The sequence below is a fragment of the Streptomyces sp. NBC_01232 genome, assembly GCF_035989885.1.
Classification (GTDB): Bacteria; Actinomycetota; Actinomycetes; order Streptomycetales; family Streptomycetaceae; genus Streptomyces.
In genome coordinates this window covers 2,817,262-2,834,554 of sequence record NZ_CP108518.1, presented here as the reverse complement: position 1 = coordinate 2,834,554, position 17,293 = coordinate 2,817,262, and the positions used below count along the sequence as shown (strand labels likewise).

Below are 17,293 nucleotides of genomic sequence, written 5' to 3'. Positions count from 1 at the left end.
CAAAGCTGTCAGGCCCCCTCGGCCCGCACCAGGGACTCCAGCGGAATGGACGGGTCCGCCAGTGCCTCGCGGTTGACGGGCGCCTTTGACCTGATCAGAGCCTGGATGTGAGCGGTGACGTCCCACACGTTCACGTTCATCCCGGCCAGCACCCGCCCGTCGGACAGCCAGAAGGCGACGAACTCCCGCTTGGCCACGTCCCCGCGGATCAGCACCTGGTCGTAGCCGCCGGGCGGCGCGTACCCGGAGTACTCCAGGCCCACGTCGTACTGGTCCGAGAAGAAGTACGGCACCCGGTCGTAGCCGACCTCCTGGCCCAGCATGGCCCGCGCCGCGGCCGGGCCGCCGTTGAGCGCGTTGGCCCAGTGCTCGACCCGCAGCCGGGTTCCGAGCACCGGGTGGTGGGCGGCGGCCACGTCCCCGACCGCGTACACGTCCGGATCGGAGGTGCGCAGGGAGGAGTCCACCGCGATCCCGCCGCCGTGCTCCCGGTCCACCAGGGCGAGCCCGGCCGTCTCGGCGAGCGCGGTCCGCGGCGCGGCACCGATCGCGGCGAGCACCGCGTGCGCCGGGTGTTCCTCCCCGTCGTCCGTACGGGCGGCCAGCACCATGCCGTCGTGGCCCACGATCTCGGTCAGCCGCGCCCCGAAGTGGAACCGCACCCCGTGATCGGCGTGCAGGTCCGCGAAGAGCCGGCCGATCTCCGGGCCGAGGACCGCGTGCAGCGGGGTGGCCTCCGGCTCGACGACGGTGACCTCGGCGCCGTAGCCGCGGGCCGCGGCGGCCACTTCCAGGCCGATCCAGCCGGCGCCGGCGATCAGCAGGTGGCCGTTGTCCCGGCCGAGTCCGGCCAGGACGCCCTTGAGCCGCTCGGCGTGCGCGAGGCGCCGCAGGTGGTGCACCCCCACCAGGCCGGTGCCGGGTACGTCCAGCCGGCGGGGCTCGGCGCCGGTGGCCAGCAGCAGCTTGTCGTAGTGCAGGACCGTGCCGTCGCCGAGGACGACCTTCTTGGCGGCCCGGTCGAGGTGGACCGCGGGCTGGCCGAGGTGCAGCTCGACGTCGGCGGCCGCGTACCAGGACGGCTCGTGGACGAAGACGCTCTCCCGGTCGTCCTTGCCCGACAGGTAGCCCTTGGACAGCGGGGGGCGTTCATAGGGATGGTCGCGCTCGTCGCCGATCAGGATCACCCGCCCCGTGAACCCCTCGGACCTCAGCGTTTCGGCCGCCTTTGCTCCGGCGAGCCCTGCGCCGACGATGACGAATGTCCGGTGTGCGTCGACCACCTGATGCCTCCTCATAACCTCTCCGCCACATGCGACCACATGCGAGCGTCCCGCACCGAGCCTGCCGCGTGAAGGGGGAGTGGCTCGATCAGCTCACCTTTCGGCGCGTCGGCCGCGCCGGGTGAGGCGTGCGTGAAGGGAACGGGCGGATGCGTCGGTGAGGCACGCGATCTGGTCGATGACCGCCCTTTTCCTGGCCCGGTCGTCGGGGGCGGCGTCGAAGATCGCCCGGAACTGCGGGTCCAGCCCCTCCGGGGCACGGGCGCTGAGTGCCTCCGCGAGTTCGGCCAGGACGATGCGCTGGTCGGCGCGGATCCGTTCCTGCTCGTCGCGCTGCATGACGTACAGGTCGGCGACCGCCTTGAGCACCGCGCACTCGTTGCGCGCATCGCGCGGGATCATCAGTTCGGCACCGTACCGGGTGAGGCGGCCGGAGCCGTACGCCTCGCGGGTGGCCCCCTCGGCGGCCAGGCAGAACCTGCCGATCAGCTGGCTCGTGGCGTCCTTCAGCCGGGCCTGGGCGACGGCCGAACCGTCGTACCCGTGGGGCCACCACTCCTGCTCCATCAGGCGGTCGAGGGCGGCCCGCAGCTCATCGGGAGCGGTGTCGGCGGGGACGTACCGGCCGATGGCGACCTGCCAGATCGCCGTGCGCTCGGGCTCGGAGAACAGGAGGTTGGGGTCGAGGTGGCCGGCGTGCAGGCCGTCCTCGAAGTCATGCACGGAGTACGCGACATCGTCGGCCCAGTCCATGACCTGGGCCTCGAAGCACTTGCGGTCCGCGGGCGCGCCGCGGCGCAGCCAGGCGAAGACGGGCAGGTCGTCCTCGTACGCTCCGAACTTCACCGAGCCGGGGTCGGTGGGGTGGTCCCCGCGCGCCCACGGGTACTTGGTGGCGGCGTCCAGGCAGGCCCGGGTGAGGTTGAGGCCGACGCTGACGGGTTCGCCGCCCGCCGGGTCGGGCACGAACCGCTTGGGCTCCAGACGGGTCAGCAGGCGCAGCGACTGGGCGTTGCCCTCGAAGCCGCCGCAGTCCTTGGCGAACTCGTTGAGCGCCTCCTCGCCGTTGTGGCCGAAGGGCGGGTGGCCCATGTCGTGGGAGAGGCAGGCGGCTTCGACGAGGTCGGGGTCGCAGCCGAGCGCGGCGCCGAGCTCCCGCCCGACCTGGGCGCACTCCAGGGAGTGGGTCAGGCGGGTACGGGGGCTCGCGTCCCAGTCGTACGAACGGCTGCCGGGGGTGACGACCTGGGTCTTCCCGGCGAGGCGGCGCAGCGCGGCGGAGTGCAGCACTCGGGCGCGGTCGCGCTGGAAGGCGGTCCGGCCGGGCCGTTTGTCGGGCTCGGCGGCCCAGCGTTCGGTGTCGGCCGCGTCGTAGAGGGTGTCGAGATCGTCTGCCGGGGCGTGCGCGGTGCCTTTCATGCCTTCCATGCAGAGACGGTAACCGGAACAACTGACAAACCGGGATCAGGCGGAGACGAGTTCCGGCCGCACCCGGCCGAGGGGCAGGGCGCGGGCCTCGTCGTAGCGGTGCAGCAGCAGCCGGGCCAGGGCCGGGTGGTCGCCCAGCGGGGCGGCGGCGAGGCCGGGCGCGGCCGCTGCGGTCTGGGTGGCGAACCGGCCGGGAGCGGCGAAGTACGAGGCCACGGCGATCCGGTGGTGACCGCGGGCGGCGAGGGCCCGGACCGCCTCGGGGGCGGTCGGCGCGGCGGCGGAGGCGTAGGCGGGGGTCACCGGGACGCCGCCGAGGCGTTCGGAGAGCAGGTCGGCGGTGCGGCGGGTGTCGGCCGCGGAGTCGGGGTCGCGGGAGCCGGCGGCGGCCAGCACGACGGCCGAGCCGGGGGCCGGGGTCCAGCCGGCCTCCAGGAGCCGCTCGTACAGGGCCTCGACGAGCAGCGGATGCGGTCCCAGCGGGGCGGCGATGCGGGTGAGCAGGTGGGAGGCCCGGGCGGCGGCCTCGGGCAGGTCGCGCTTGACGTGGTACCCGCGGCCGAGGAGCAGCGGGACGAGGACGGCCGAGCCGGACAGCCCGTTCAGGGTGTCGTCGAGCAGCGGCTCGTTCAGCTCGATGTGACCGAGCCGGACGTCGAGCCGGGGGCGGAGCTCGCGGACCCGTTCGAGGAGGGCGTGGGCGGTGTGCAGGGCGCGCGGGTCACGGCTGCCGTGGGCCACGGCGACGAGGGTGGGGTGCATGGGCGGTCTCCGGGTCGGCGCAGGCCGCTGAGCTGGGTGCCCAGCTGGAGGGTGATGCGGCCGAGGAGCTCGGCCGTACTGTCGAAGGGGAGGGCGGGAAACTCGGGAGGGTGCACCGACTCCGTCATGAACCGATCCTCCGCGCCGGAGGTTGCCGGTGCGTTGCGCCGGGATGACGGGTGTTTGCCGTGTCCTCACAGGGCGGCCGGCGCGATGGTCGGAGCGGGTGCGGCGAGCGGGGCGCGTGGCAGGGGTGCGGGCCGGGGCGCGGGGCGCCGGGAGGCGGGCCGCGGAGCGGGGCCGGGTGAACCGCGCGGCCCCCGCGTGCGTCCTGACCAGCGGACCAGCAGCCGAGACACCAGGGGATGGACGATGCGCGGACCGCGCCTGCCGAGAGTCGAGTGGAGCCGGGCGGTGGCGGCGCTGCGCAGCGTACGGACCCGGCGGCTGGCGGTGCAGACCTTCATGGCGGCCTGCGTGCTGGCCCTGCTGCCGTCGGCGTGGATGCACGCGGTGGCGGCCGACCGGCTCCGGTCCACGGCCGACGCGCCTGCCGCCGAGGTGGCCGTGGTGTTCGGTGCGGGCCTGTGGCGCGGGCAGCCCACTCCCTACCTGGCCGACCGGCTCGACGCCGCCGCCGAGCTGTACCGCACCGGCAAGGTCAAGGTCGTGCTGGTCACCGGGGACAACAGCCGCAGGGAGTACGACGAGCCCGACGCGATGCGGACGTACCTCACCGCGCACGGGGTGCCGGACCGGCGGATCGTCAGCGACTACGCGGGCTTCGACACCTGGGACTCCTGCGTGCGGGCCAAGGAGATCTTCGGCGTGGAGCGGGCGGTGCTGGTCACCCAGGGCTTCCACATCCGCCGGGCCGTCGCCCTGTGCCAGGCGGCCGGGCTGGACTCGTACGGCGTCGGGGTGGCCGACGTGCACGACGCCACCTGGTACTACGGCGAGACCCGCGAGGTCTTCGCGGCGGGCAAGGCGGCGCTGGACGCGGTCTTCAAGCCCGCCCCGCACTTCCTGGGACCGAAGGAGGAGGGGGTGTCGCAGGCCCTGGCCGCTCTGGCAGACTGACGCCCCGCCGGTTATGCTGATTAGTCATATGCCGGTCAGTCGGTACGAGAGCGTCAGGGGTGTGGAACCGTGGCTGTTGCTGATCTGAGCGGCAAGGTCGTCGTCATCACCGGGGGAGCCCGCGGCCTGGGCGCCGCGGCCGCGCAGGCCGTCGTGGACGGCGGGGGCCGGGTACTGATCACCGACGTGCTGGAGGCGGAAGGCGCCGAGACGGCCGCGAAGCTCGGGGACGCGGCGCGCTTCGTACGGCACGACGTCACCAGCGAGGCGGACTGGCAGGCGGCCCTGGACCACGCGGTCGCCGAGTTCGGCCGGATCGACGGCCTGGTGAACAACGCGGGCATATCCACCGGCCAGTTCCTCGAGCGCGAGAGCGTCGAGCACTTCCGCCGGGTCGTCGAGATCAACCTGGTCGGCGTGTTCATCGGCATCAAGGCCGCGATCCCGCTGCTGCGCGCGAACGGTGGCGGGTCCATCGTCAACATCTCCTCCGCCGCGGGCCTGACCGGCCTCGCCCTCACCGCCGGGTACGGGGCCTCCAAGTGGGGCGTGCGCGGCCTGTCGAAGATCGGCGCGGTGGAGCTCGCCGAGGCGAGGATCCGCGTCAACTCCGTTCACCCCGGCATGACCCTGACCCCGATGACCGCCCCGATCGGCATTCAGCCGGGCGAGGGCAACTATCCGGGCACCCCGCTGGGCCGCGTCGGCGCCCCCGAGGAGATCGCGGCCGCGATCGCCTTCCTGCTCTCCGACGCCGCCGGCTACATGACGGGCGCCGAGCTGGCGGTCGACGGCGGCTGGACCGCGGGCCTGACGGTGAAGTACCTGACCGGCCAGTGATCCCCGCCCGGTGCCCGGCGCGGGGCGGCCCGATAGTCGCGTGCCGCCGACGGGGCGCCGCGTTACGGTCCGGCCTGTGGAACAGGAAAACCCCGTGGAACAGGACGACGCAGCGCCCCTCGTACGTGACGTCCTCCCCGTTCTGGCGGCCGAACTCGTGCGGCTGCTGGAGGAGGAGGGCGAACGTGAACTCGCCATCTGCGCCCACGATCTCCGCATCGTCGCGGACTGCGGCTGCGGCGACGACTTCTGCCAGAGCTTCCGCACCGAACCCCACCCGCCGGGGACTCCCTTCGGTCCGGGCCACCGCAACGTGCCGCTCCTCCCGGACCGCGGGTACCTGATCCTCGACGTCGTCCACGGACGGATCATGTTCGTGGAGGTCCTCGACCGGCCCGAGCTGCGGCCGCCCCTCACCGCGGCCCTCACCGCGGCCCTCACCGCGCCCGTCGCGGTGCCGGTCACCGCCCCCGTCGACGCCGCCCTCACCGGCGGCGACGGGGCGCGCTGAGGCGGAGCACCCCGGGCCGTAACGCGGGGCGGCGGCCCGCGTAACACCGGCGGCGCACGCTGGGGCCATGCGCACCTCCGACTCCGCCACCGACACGCACTGCCCGTACTGCGCCCTGCAGTGCGGGATGAGGCTCCGCCCCGAACCGGGCGGCGCCTCCGTGGCAGTGGAGGAGCGGGCCGACTTTCCCGTCAACCGGGGCGCGCTGTGCGGCAAGGGCCGCACCGCGCCAGCCGTGCTCTCCTCCCGGGTGCGCCTCACCCAGCCGCTCGTCCGCACCCACGCCGGGCGGCTGGAGCCGGCCACCTGGGAGGAGGCCCTCGACGCCGTCGCCGAGGGGCTCGCCCGCACGGGCCGCTCGTACGGGCCCGACGCCGTCGGGGTCTTCGGCGGCGGCGGGCTCACCAACGAGAAGGCCTACGCGCTCGGCAAGTTCGCCCGCGTCGCGCTGCGCACCTCGCAGATCGACTACAACGGCCGTTTCTGCATGTCCTCGGCCGCCGCCGCCCACCAGCGCGCCTTCGGGCTCGACCGCGGACTGCCCTTCCCGCTGGAGGACATCCCCCGCACCGGCTGCGTGATCCTCGTCGGCTCGAACCTGGCCGAGACCATGCCGCCGGCCCTGCGCTACCTCACCGAGCTCAAGGCGAACGGGGGCACGCTGATCGTCATCGACCCGCGCCGCACCCGCACCGCCGAACAGGCCGACCTGCACCTCGCCCCGCGCCCCGGCACCGACCTCGCGCTCGCCCTCGGCCTGCTGCACCTGGTGGTCGCGGAAGGCCGCACGGACGAGGAGTTCATCGCCGCCCGCACCACCGGCTGGGAGGAGGCACGGGCCGCCGCGATGGCCCACTGGCCGGAACTGGTGGAACGCATCACCGGGGTGCCCGTCCCCAGGCTCCGCGAGGCCGTGGCCATGTTCTGCGCCCCGGAATCCGCCATGGTCCTCACCGCCCGGGGCCCCGAGCAGCAGTCCAAGGGCACCGACACCGTCGGCGCCTGGATCAACCTGTGCCTGGCCACCGGCCGCGCCGGCCGCCCGCTCTCCGGCTACGGCTGCCTCACCGGGCAGGGCAACGGCCAGGGCGGCCGCGAGCACGGCCAGAAGGCCGACCAGCTCCCCGGCTACCGCAAGCTCACCGACCCGGCGGCCCGCGCCCACGTGGCCGGGGTCTGGGGCATCGACCCCGACAGCCTCCCCGGCCCGGGGCGCAGCGCCTACGAACTCCTCGACGCCCTCGGCACGGACGTGAAGGCCCTGCTCCTGATGGGCTCGAACCCGGTGGTCTCGGCCCCCCGCGCCGCCCACATCGAGGACCGCATCCGCTCCCTGGACTTCCTCGCGGTGGCGGACGTGGTCCTTTCCGAGACGGCGGCCCTCGCGGACGTGGTCCTCCCGGTCACCCAGTGGGCGGAGGAAACCGGCACCACCACCAACCTGGAGGGCCGCGTCCTGCTCCGGCGCCGCGCCCTGACCCCGCCGGCCGGTGTGCGCAGCGACCTCGACGTCCTCCACGGACTCGCCGCCCGCCTCGGCGTCGAGAAGGGCTTCCCCACCGAGCCCGAGGAGGTCTTCGAGGAGCTGCGCCGCGCCTCGGCCGGCGGCCCGGCGGACTACTCGGGCATCACCTACGCCCGCATCGAGGCCGAGCAGGGCGTCTTCTGGCCCTGCCCCGAAGGCCCCGCCGGCCCCGAAGGGTCTCACGGCCCCGAAGGTTCCCCCGGGACCAAGCGCCTCTTCCTGGACCGCTTCGCCACCGACGACGGCCGGGCCCGTTTCGTCCCCGTCTCCCACCGCGACGCCGCCGAGGTCCCGGACGCGGAGTACCCGCTGCTGCTCACCACCGGCCGGGTGGTCGCCCAGTACCAGTCCGGCGCCCAGACCCGCCGGGTGGACGAGCTCAACGCGGCCGCCCCCGGCCCCTTCGTGGAACTCCACCCGCGGCTGGCCGCCAGGATCGGCGCGGTCGACGGCAGCCCGCTCGCGGTGACCTCCCGCCGCGGCCGCGCGGTGGCCCCGGCCCGCATCACGGACACCATCCGGGCGGACACCGTCTTCATGCCGTTCCACTGGCCGGGCGAGGGCCGGGCCAACTCCCTGACCAATCCGGCGCTCGACCCGGTGTCACGGATGCCGGAGTTCAAGGTCTGCGCGGTCCGCGTCGAGCCGGCCTGAGCCTCAGCCGGCCCGCCCCGCGAAGGTCGGCGCCAGCGCGGCCAGCAGCCGCTCGGCGTAGGACTCGGCCGAGCCCGGGACCCCCGGGTAGTCCGCCCGGAAGGTGTCCCAGTCGGCCCATCTGACCTCGGAGAAGGCCTCCAGGGTCAGCGGGGTGTCCGAGGTCGCATTCCGCGGGAAGTACTCCCCGGACTCCAGGAAGACCGTGTGGACCAGCTCGTACGGAGCCGTGCAGCGCTCGGCGAGCAGGACCGCGTCGTAGAGGTCCTTTCCCTGCGGGTACATGTCACTGGCCAGCCAGATCAGCTTCCACGCCAGCGAGAGCTCCGGCGTGGCCGCCCGCAGCCGCACCCCCGCGACATCGGCCGGCTCCGGCGCCGCCGGAAGCCGCTCGTTGAAGACGAAGTCCAGCTGGACCTGGCCCCCGGGCAGCCCCGGGGCCGACCAGGGCAGGACCAGACGGCGCCCGGGGACGCGCTCGTACGTCCAGATGTCCTCGGACACCGCCGCGTCGGCCGCGATCACCAGCTCGCCCCCCTCGGCGGCGGCCCGCTCGGCCGCCTCCGCGACGGCCGCCAGCAGCTGCCCCGTACGCGGCTCCTCGATCCCCCACTCCTGCGGGACCACCACGAAGTCCAGGTCGTGCGGTTCCCGGGCCGTCGCCCCGAACCAGCCCGCCATGAGCATGCTGCCGCGCAGCACCAGCGAGTCCGCCCAGCCCGAGCGGGCCACGCCCTGCGCCACCACGTCCAGCGCGGTCCGGCGCGCGGCCCGCCAGGCGGGGCGCAGCGCCTCGTCAACGGCGGCGTCCGTGATCCGGTAGCCGTACGCGAAGTGCTTGAGCGCCGGGTCGAAGACCCGGACGTCGGGTTCGGCGCGGTCCAGGCCGGCCGTGGAGGTGCGCGGCAGTTCGCGCTGGCGCCTCCTCCAGTCCTCCCTGGCCGCGTCCTGCGCGCTCGTCCCGGTCATGCCCTCACCCCTTCGTCGATCCACCCGTCGTCCACCGACAGGTCACTGTCGTACAGCACGAACTCCCGCTCCTCCGAACGGATTTCGTACCCGGCCGAGCCCAGCGCGGCGATCAGCGCGTCGCAGGCCGCCCCCGCTCCCGCCGCCGTGCCGCGCCACCTCTGCGTCACGAAGCGTTCGTGTGCGCCCCCGGCCAGCACCCGGCGGGCGTTCCAGGACAGGTGGGCCCCGTGCGGGACGACCAGGGCCTCCAGGGCCGGGCGGTCGAAGTCCGCCGGGAGGAGGAGCTTCAGGTGGTGCTCGAAGTAACCGCCGCCCGGGCCGGGGGAGTCCGTGGTCCACGGGACCGTCTCCACCTTGACCCGGACCGGGTCGAAGCCGGCCGCCCGCAGCCGCGGCACGAGGTGCTCGTGGCCCGTCCGGTCCGGAAGGGTCAGCATGGGCTGGGACACCATCCGGCCCCGGGCCAGCAGGATGTGGGTCACCTTCAACTCCCGCGCCCCGGCCCAGATATCGAGGCGTGCCAGCTCCGCCGCATCCGCGCAGCGCACCGTCACATGGGTTTCGTACTCCGACATGGAGTCGATCATCTCGGACATGCGTCCGATCCGCATCGGGGTTCCCGCCGGGGGGTAACCATCGGTCACGCACCGGACTCAGAAAGTGCTCGCACGCCCCTCGTGGACGCGATGTGTCGTACCCCACACTGAGGTGCGGAGCCCCCGTCCTCGGAGCCCTGGAGGTCGCCCCCGTGCAGACCCGGACCCTGACCGTGAACGCGAGCGAGTCCTCGGAGGCCAAGGCCGTGGACGAAGAGCCCGAGGTACTGGAGCTGATCGAGCCGGTGCCCGTGCAGCGCAGGCGCAGCAGCAGCGACAGCGGAGGCGGAGCGGGTCCGTCCGCCGACCTGTTCCGGCAGTACCTCCGCGAGATAGGCAGGATCCCGCTGCTCACCGCCGCCGAGGAGGTGGACCTCGCGCGACGCGTCGAAGCCGGCCTGTTCGCCGAGGAGAAGCTCGGCTCCACCCCCGACCTCGACTCCCAGCTCGCCCTCGACCTCGACAAGCTGGTCGTCATGGGGCGGATGGCCAAGCGCCGTCTCATCGAGTCGAACCTGCGGCTGGTCGTCTCCGTCGCGAAGCGGTACGTGGGCCGCGGGCTGACCATGCTCGACCTCGTGCAGGAGGGCAACCTCGGGCTGATCCGGGCGGTCGAGAAGTTCGACTACGCCCGCGGGTACAAGTTCTCCACCTACGCCACCTGGTGGATCAGGCAGGCGATGTCCCGGGCCCTCGCCGACCAGGCACGGACGATCCGCGTGCCCGTCCACGTCGTCGAGCTGATCAACCGCGTCGTCCGCGTGCAGCGCCGCATGCTGCAGGAGCGCGGGTACGAACCCACCGCCGAAGAAGTGGCGGTCCACCTGGAGCTGACCCCCGAGCGGGTCCTGGAGGTGCTCCGCCTCGCCCAGGAGCCGGTCTCCCTGCACGCCCCGGTGGGCGAGGAGGACGATGTCGCGCTCGGCGACCTCATCGAGGACGGGGACGCCGCCTCGCCCGTGGAGTCCGCCGCGTTCTTCCTGCTGCGCGAGCACCTGGAAGCCGTCCTGTCGACCCTCGGCGAGCGCGAGCGCAAGGTCGTCCAGCTGCGGTACGGCCTCGCCGACGGGCGGCCCCGCACCCTGGAGGAGATCGGCCGGATCTTCGGCGTGACCCGCGAGCGGATCCGCCAGATCGAGTCCAAGACCCTCAACAAGCTGCGCGACCACGCCTTCGCCGACCAGCTCCGCGGCTACCTGGACTGACGGACCAACGGGAAAAGGGGGCGCCCCGCCAGGCGCCCCCGCTCCGCTGTCCGGCCCGGCCCCGTTCTGCCCCGGTGGCTACCGGTGCGCGGGCGCGTCGGCATCGGACAGGGGCCGGCTCATCCAGACGTCGTCGACATAGGCCCCGTCCAGCAGGAACTCCTCGGGCAGGACACCGACCACCGCGAAGCCGCACCGCCGGTAGAGCTGCTGCGCCGGCTCGTTGTGGCCGAGCACGCGCAGGGCCATCCGGCGGGCGCCACCGGCCCGGGCGGCGGCGCAGGCAGCCTCGACGAGGGCCTGTCCGACTCCGCTGCCGCGGGCGGATTCGAGGACGGCCAGTCCCTGGATGTGTCGGACGTGCCGGTTGGTCTCCAGGGGGCTGGCCGGGGCCTGGGCGATGTACCCGACGATCCTCCGTCCGCTCACCGCGACCAGGTAGCTCTCCACGGGATGCCGCTCGTCGAAGACGCCCGCGCCGGCCGGGCGTTCGGGGCCGGGTTCGCTCACCCGCGACCACACCGAGCGGAGCAGCTCCACTATCTCGCGTTCATCCTCCGCCCGAGCCGGGCGGATCACCACGTCCGATGCCATGCCGCCATGCTAGCCACGCCGTCGCGCCGCGGACCCCGAAGGCCGAAGGGGCACCCGCGTACGTCCCGTACACGGGTGCCCCTTCGGCCCCTTGAGCCCTACGACGACCGCGACGACCTAGTCGACCTCGGCCACCGCCTGCGCGAACTGCGCCGCGTACAGCCGCGCGTACGCGCCGTCCGACTCCAGCAGCTCCTCGTGCGTGCCCTGCTCCACGATCGAGCCGCTCTCCATCACCAGGATCACGTCCGCGTCGCGGATCGTGGAGAGCCGGTGCGCGATCACGAAGGACGTACGGCCACGGGCGAGCCGGGCCATCGCCTTCTGGATCAGCACCTCGGTACGGGTGTCCACCGAGCTCGTCGCCTCGTCGAGCACCAGGATCACCGGGTCCGACAGGAACGCCCGGGCAATGGTGATCAGCTGCTTCTCGCCCGCGCTGACGCCCGCGCCCTCGTCGTCCAGGACGGTGTCGTAGCCGTCCGGCAGGGTGCGGATGAACCGGTCCGCGTGGGCGGCCCGCGCCGCCTCCTCGATCTCGGCCCGCGTGACCTCGCGCGAAGCACCGTAGGCGATGTTCTCCGCGATGGTGCCGCCGAACAGCCAGGTGTCCTGGAGCACCATGCCTATGCCGCCGCGCAGTTCCTCGCGGGTCATCTTCGCGATGTCCACCCCGTCGAGGGCGATCTCGCCGCCCGTGACCTCGTAGAACCGCATCAGCAGATTGACCAGCGTGGTCTTGCCGGCGCCGGTGGGGCCGACGATCGCGACCGTGTGGCCCGGCTCGACCGTGAGCGAGAGGTTGTCGATCAGCGGCCTGTCCGGCTCGTAGCGGAAGGCCACCTTGTCGAAGGTGACCTGACCGCGCAGCTCCTCGGGACGCTCCGGAACCTCGGCGTCCGACTCCTGCTCCGGCGCGTCCAGCAGCTCGTAGACCCGCTCCGCCGAGGCGACACCGGACTGCACGAGGTTCGCCATCGAGGCGACCTGAGTCAGCGGCATCGAGAACTGCCGCGAGTACTGGATGAAGGCCTGCACGTCACCGATCGACAGGGTGCCGGAGGCGACCCGGAGCCCGCCGACGACGGCTATCAGCACGTAGTTGATGTTCGAGATGAAGAACATCACCGGCTGCATGATGCCGCTGACCAGCTGCGCCTTGAACGAGGCCCGGTACAGCGCCTCGTTCTGCTCGGCGAAGACGGCCGCGGACTCCTTCTGCCGGCCGAAGACCTTGACCAGGTTGTGCCCCGAGTACATCTCCTCGATGTGGGCATTGAGCGCGCCGGTCGTCTTCCACTGCGCCACGAACTGCGGCTGCGACTTCTTGCCGATCTTCGCCGCGACGTAGATCGACAGCGGTACGGTCGCCAGCGCGACCAGCGCCAGCAGTGGCGAGATCCAGAACATCATCACGAGCACGCCGACGATGGTCAGCAGCGAGTTCAGCAGCTGCCCCATCGTCTGCTGGAGCGTCTGCCCGATGTTGTCGATGTCGTTCGTGGCCCGGCTCAGCACCTCGCCGCGCTTCTGCTGGTCGAAGTACGACAGCGGCAGCCGCGACAGCTTCGCCTGGAGCTCCTCGCGCATCCGGTAGACGGTGCCGTTCATGACGTGGTTCGACAGCCGCGTGGCGACCAGCATCAGCAGGCCGGCCAGGGTGAAGACCACCAGCGCCCAGATCGCCACGACGCCGACGGCGCCGAAGTCGATGCCCTGGCCCGGGGTGAAGTCGGTACCGGCGAGCATGTCCGCCATGCCGTCCTGGCCCTTGGCCCGCAGCCCGTCCAGCGCCTGCTGCTTGGTGGTCCCGGCCGGCATCTCCCGGCCGACGATCCCCGCGAACACCAGGTCGGTGGCCTCGCCGAGGATCTTGGGGCCCACCACCGCGCAGCCGACGCTGCCGACGACGGCCGCGACCATGCCCCAGATCTTGGCCCGGTCATGGGCGAGCTGACGCAGCAGCCGCTTGCCCGAACCCTTGAAGTCCATGGACCGCTGGGCCGGCCCCATCATCATCCGTCCTCCGGGCCCGCTCATGCGGCCTCCGCCTCCGTCAGCTGGGAGAGCACGATCTCCCGGTAGGTCTCGTTGCCGGCCATCAGCTCGTGGTGGCGACCCTCGCCCACGACCTGACCCTCGTCCAGGACGATGATCCGGTCGGCGTCGCGGATCGTGGAGACCCGCTGGGCCACGATGACCACGGTCGCGTCCTCGGTCTCGCGGGAGAGCGCCGCGCGCAGCGCCGCGTCCGTCGCGTAGTCCAGGGCCGAGAAGGAGTCGTCGAAGAGGTAGATCTCCGGGCGCTGCACGAGCGTGCGGGCGATGGCCAGACGCTGGCGCTGGCCGCCGGAGACATTGGTCCCGCCCTGGGTGACGGGGGCGTCGAGGCCACCCTCCAGCGCGGAGACGAACTCCTTGGCCTGGGCCACCTCCAACGCCTGCCAGAGCTCTTCGTCGCTCGCCTCCGGGCGCCCGTAGCGCAGGTTGGAGGCGATCGTTCCGGAGAACAGGTACGGCTTCTGCGGCACCATGCCCACCGTTCTGGCCAGCAGCTCCGGGTCCAGGGCGCGGACGTCCTCCCCGTCGACGAGGACCTCGCCGCCGGTCGCGTCGAACAGTCGCGGGACCAGGCCCAGCAGCGTGGACTTGCCGCTTCCGGTGGAGCCGATCACGGCCGTGGTCTCGCCGGGGCGGGCCACGAGGTCCACCCCGCGCAGCACCGGCGCCTCGGCGCCCGGGTAGCGGAAGTCGGCGCCGCGCAGCTCCAGGCGCCCGCGGCGGGCGAGTTCGAGCACCGGGTCCTTGGGCGGGACCACGCTGGACTCGGTGTCCAGGACCTCCTGGATGCGCTCGCCGCAGACCTCGGCGCGCGGCACCATCATGAACATGAAGGTGGCCATCATCACGGCCATCACGATCTGCATCAGGTAGGCGAGGAAGGCCGTCAGCTGGCCGATCTCCATGCCGCCGCTGTCGACGCGCATCGCGCCGAACCAGATCACGGCGACGCTGGAGATGTTCACGACCACGATGACCGTGGGGAACATGTACGCCAGCAGTTTGCCGGCGGCCAGCGAGATGCCGGTCAGGTCGGCGTTGGCCTCGCGGAAGCGGTCCTTCTCGTAGTCGTCGCGGACGAAGGCGCGGATCACCCGGTTGCCGGTGATCTGCTCGCGCAGGACCCGGTTCACGGTGTCCAGGCGCGTCTGCATCTGGCGGAACAGCGGCCGCGTCCTGAACACGATGGCGCCGACCGAGATCCCGAGCACGGGGACCACGGCCAGCAGGACGCCCGACAGCTTCACGTCGAGCGAGAGCGCCATGGCGATGCCGCCGACGCACATGATCGGGGCCGAGACCATCAGGGTGAAGGTCATCAGCACCAGCATCTGGACCTGCTGGACGTCGTTCGTCGTACGGGTGATCAGCGACGGGGCGCCGAACTGGCCGAGCTCCCGCGCCGAGAAGCTCTGCACGCGGTCGAAGATCGCGGCGCGCAGGTCCCGGCCGAAGGCCGCGGCCGTGCGGGCGCCGTAGTAGACGGCTCCGACGTTGCAGATCAGCTGGATGAGGGACACACCGAGCATCAGCGCGCCGAAGCGCAGGATGTAGCCGGTGTCACCGTTGACGACACCGTTGTCAATGATGTCGGCGTTGAGGGTGGGCAGGTAGAGGCTCGCGCTGGTCTGCAGCAGCTGCAGCAGGACCAGCACGGCGATCGGTTTCCGGTACGTCCCCAGATGGGTCCGCAGAAGTCGTATGAGCACGCGCAGGCTCCGGTCGGCATGATCGAGGGGTTCAACCCATCTTCGGCCAACCGGCCCACCGATCCCCACCGGATTTCGCAAAGGCCGGTCAAAAGGAGGAGACCGACTGCCCCGGACCCAGGTCGCCGGCCGGCGGGGCCGGGAGCGGCCGGGAGGCGGAGACTGGAGGGAGGACGGGGGCCAGGGGGAAACTCCGGACCGCCGGAGCAGATCAACCGTGGAGGAGTCATGACGGCCACGACACGGGAGCAGACACCCGTCGCCTTCGACGCCGACGGAGTCGAACTGCGCACGCACGAGATCGGCGGGGGCTTCACCGTCGCGTTCGTGCGGTTCGACCAGGGTGTGGACATGAGCCCGGCGTTCAAGGGGCTGCCGGACGACCTGTGCACGTGCCCGCACTGGGGCTACGTGCTCAAGGGCAGGATCAAGCTGCACACGAGGGACGGGGACGCGCTCTACTCGGCCGGCGAAGCCTTCTACTGGGCCCCGGGCCACGCCCCCGAGGCCGCCGAGGACGCCGAGTTCATCGACTTCTCGCCGACCGCGGAGTTCGACGCGGTGGTCAAGCACGTGGCGGCCCGGCTGGCCTGAACCGCCACCCGAACAGAGCCGGGACGGGTCCTAGAACGCCCCGGGGTGGATCTGCTCCCGCGTCGCGATGTACTGCTGGCGCACCCCCTGCCACGCCGGGAACTCGTCGCCCGGCTCGAAGACCTGGGCCGCGGGGCCCGGCCACACGGGCGGGGTGTGCGGGGACAGGGTGCCCTGCGCCACGCCGAGCGCCCAGGCCGCCTGGCGTGCCGCGCCCAGCGCCGCGTAGTCGGCCGGGGCCGGTACGACGACCTGCGTACCGAACAGCCCCGGCGCGGCCGCCTGCACGGCGGGCAGCTCCGCCGCCGCGCCCAGCAGGAACACCCGGCGGATCTCGACCCCGCGCGAGCGCAGCACGTCCAGCGCGTCCACCAGCCCGCACAGCATGCCCTCGAAGGCGGCCCGGGCCAGGTGCTCCGGCTTCATCGAGTCCCGGCGCAGCCCGGACAGGGTCCCGGCCGCGTGCGGCAGGTTCGGGGTCCGCTCACCCTCCAGGTACGGCAGGAGCACGAGGCCGTGGGCGCCCGGCGTCGACTTCAGTGCGAGCTCGGACAGCCCCTCCAGGTCGGTGCCGAGCAGCTCGGCGGTGCCGCGCAGGGCCCGTACGGCATTGGAGGTGTTCACCACGGGCAGGTGCATGCCGGTGGCGTCGGCCAGCGAGGTGACCAGCCCGCCCGGCTCCGACACGGCCTCGTGGTGCACCGCCATCACCGAACCGGACGCACCGAGCGAGACCACCGCGTCGCCGGGCCCCAGTCCCAGCCCCAGTGCGGCGGCCATCGTCTCGCCGGTGCCGGCGGATATCAGCAGCCCCTCGGGCGTGGTCCCGGCGGCGTCGGCCGGGCCGAGGACCTCGGGCAGCAGCGCGCGGTGCCCGAGCGCGAGCTCGACGAGGTCGGGGCGCCAGGTGCCGGTGGCCGCCGACCAGTACCCGGTACCGGAGGCGCCGCCGCGGTCGGTGGTGCGCCGGGCCGGCCGGCCCAGCAGCTGCCAGACCAGCCAGTCGTGCGGGGACATGAGCACGGCGATCCGGCGGGCGGCCTCGGGGTCGGTGCGGGCCAGCCAGGCCAGCTTCGTGACCGGCTGCGCGGCGTGCGGGACCGAGCCCACCGCCTCGACCCAGGGGTGCCGGCCGCCGTAGGCGTCGATGAGGTCGGCGGCGGCGACCTGGCCGCGCTTGTCGTTGCCGACGAGGGCGGCCCGTACCAGCCCGCCCTGCGGGTCCAGCGGCAGCAGGCCGTGCTGCTGGGCCGAGACCCCTATGGCCTGGACACCTTCGAGGAGCCCGCCGCCGGCGGCCTCGCCGAGCGAGAGCAGCCAGGCCTGCGGGTCGGTCTCGTGGGGGCTGGCGCCGTCGGGTTCGCTCGTGGGCTGTGGATGGGGTGCGTACCCCTGGCGCAGCACGGCGCCGGTCTCTGTGTCACAGACGACGATGCGTGTGAAGGCGGAAGAGCTGTCCAGCCCGGCGACTATCCCCAT

The 17,293-nt window shown here is 72.8% G+C and carries 14 protein-coding genes and 1 pseudogene; 6 read left to right on the top strand and 9 right to left on the bottom strand.

The features are described 5' to 3' along the window. Positions 1–8: 8 nt before the first annotated feature. The 3 genes and pseudogenes from OG444_RS13305 to OG444_RS13295 form a co-directional block, all read right to left on the bottom strand. Complete coding sequence (locus OG444_RS13305; RefSeq protein WP_327262373.1) at positions 9–1,283, bottom strand: NAD(P)/FAD-dependent oxidoreductase; 1,275 nt, start codon at positions 1,281–1,283, stop codon at positions 9–11. A gap of 93 nt (positions 1,284–1,376) precedes the next feature. Beyond that, positions 1,377–2,702 (bottom strand): deoxyguanosinetriphosphate triphosphohydrolase, encoded by a 1,326-nt coding sequence (locus tag OG444_RS13300; protein ID WP_327266771.1) that lies wholly within the window; start codon positions 2,700–2,702, stop codon positions 1,377–1,379. Positions 2,703–2,747: 45 nt separating this feature from the next. Then, a pseudogene (locus OG444_RS13295) lies at positions 2,748–3,601 on the bottom strand (sirohydrochlorin chelatase). Between the two features lie 244 nt (positions 3,602–3,845). Between OG444_RS13295 and OG444_RS13290 the strand changes: the two are divergent. From OG444_RS13290 to OG444_RS13275, 4 genes are all read left to right on the top strand, one after another. After that, on the top strand, positions 3,846–4,553 hold the full coding sequence (locus tag OG444_RS13290; protein ID WP_405788804.1) for a SanA/YdcF family protein: 708 nt from the start codon (positions 3,846–3,848) through the stop codon (positions 4,551–4,553). 69 nt (positions 4,554–4,622) lie between these two features. Continuing rightward, entirely contained in the window at positions 4,623–5,393 is a 771-nt protein-coding gene (locus OG444_RS13285; protein ID WP_327262372.1) for a glucose 1-dehydrogenase, read from the top strand. A 76-nt stretch (positions 5,394–5,469) separates the two neighbouring features. Beyond that, positions 5,470–5,904 (top strand): hypothetical protein, encoded by a 435-nt coding sequence (locus tag OG444_RS13280; RefSeq protein WP_327262371.1) that lies wholly within the window; start codon positions 5,470–5,472, stop codon positions 5,902–5,904. 67 nt (positions 5,905–5,971) lie between these two features. Beyond that, positions 5,972–8,083, top strand: coding sequence for a molybdopterin oxidoreductase family protein (locus OG444_RS13275; RefSeq protein ID WP_327262370.1), 2,112 nt, complete (start codon positions 5,972–5,974; stop codon positions 8,081–8,083). Between the two features lie 3 nt (positions 8,084–8,086). On the opposite strand, the gene OG444_RS13270 is transcribed toward OG444_RS13275, so the two are convergent. Both OG444_RS13270 and OG444_RS13265 read right to left on the bottom strand, forming a co-directional pair. Further along, complete coding sequence (locus OG444_RS13270) at positions 8,087–9,052, bottom strand: nucleotidyl transferase AbiEii/AbiGii toxin family protein (RefSeq protein WP_327262369.1); 966 nt, start codon at positions 9,050–9,052, stop codon at positions 8,087–8,089. Then, positions 9,049–9,651: a hypothetical protein gene (locus OG444_RS13265; protein ID WP_327262368.1), complete on the bottom strand. Its 603-nt coding sequence runs from the start codon at positions 9,649–9,651 to the stop codon at positions 9,049–9,051. Before OG444_RS13265 ends, OG444_RS13270 begins: the two co-directional genes overlap by 4 nt. A 92-nt stretch (positions 9,652–9,743) precedes the next feature. Here OG444_RS13265 and OG444_RS13260 point away from each other — a divergent pair, with 92 nt between their 5' ends. Beyond that, entirely contained in the window at positions 9,744–10,856 is a 1,113-nt protein-coding gene (locus tag OG444_RS13260) for an RNA polymerase sigma factor (RefSeq protein WP_383193105.1), read from the top strand. A 78-nt stretch (positions 10,857–10,934) separates the two neighbouring features. Here the strand turns inward: OG444_RS13260 and OG444_RS13255 are convergent, their stop codons facing one another. The 3 genes from OG444_RS13255 to OG444_RS13245 form a co-directional block, all read right to left on the bottom strand. Next, positions 10,935–11,450, bottom strand: a complete 516-nt coding sequence (locus OG444_RS13255) for a GNAT family N-acetyltransferase (RefSeq protein WP_327262367.1) — start codon at positions 11,448–11,450, stop codon at positions 10,935–10,937. 117 nt (positions 11,451–11,567) lie between these two features. After that, entirely contained in the window at positions 11,568–13,490 is a 1,923-nt protein-coding gene (locus tag OG444_RS13250; protein WP_327262366.1) for an ABC transporter ATP-binding protein, read from the bottom strand. Continuing rightward, entirely contained in the window at positions 13,487–15,220 is a 1,734-nt protein-coding gene (locus OG444_RS13245; protein ID WP_327262365.1) for an ABC transporter ATP-binding protein, read from the bottom strand. The genes OG444_RS13250 and OG444_RS13245 overlap by 4 nt, the downstream gene beginning before the upstream one ends. Positions 15,221–15,448: 228 nt before the next feature. Here OG444_RS13245 and OG444_RS13240 point away from each other — a divergent pair, with 228 nt between their 5' ends. Then, complete coding sequence (locus OG444_RS13240; RefSeq protein WP_327262364.1) at positions 15,449–15,814, top strand: hypothetical protein; 366 nt, start codon at positions 15,449–15,451, stop codon at positions 15,812–15,814. Between the two features lie 30 nt (positions 15,815–15,844). Here the strand turns inward: OG444_RS13240 and OG444_RS13235 are convergent, their stop codons facing one another. Further along, entirely contained in the window at positions 15,845–17,293 is a 1,449-nt protein-coding gene (locus OG444_RS13235) for an FGGY family carbohydrate kinase (protein WP_327262363.1), read from the bottom strand.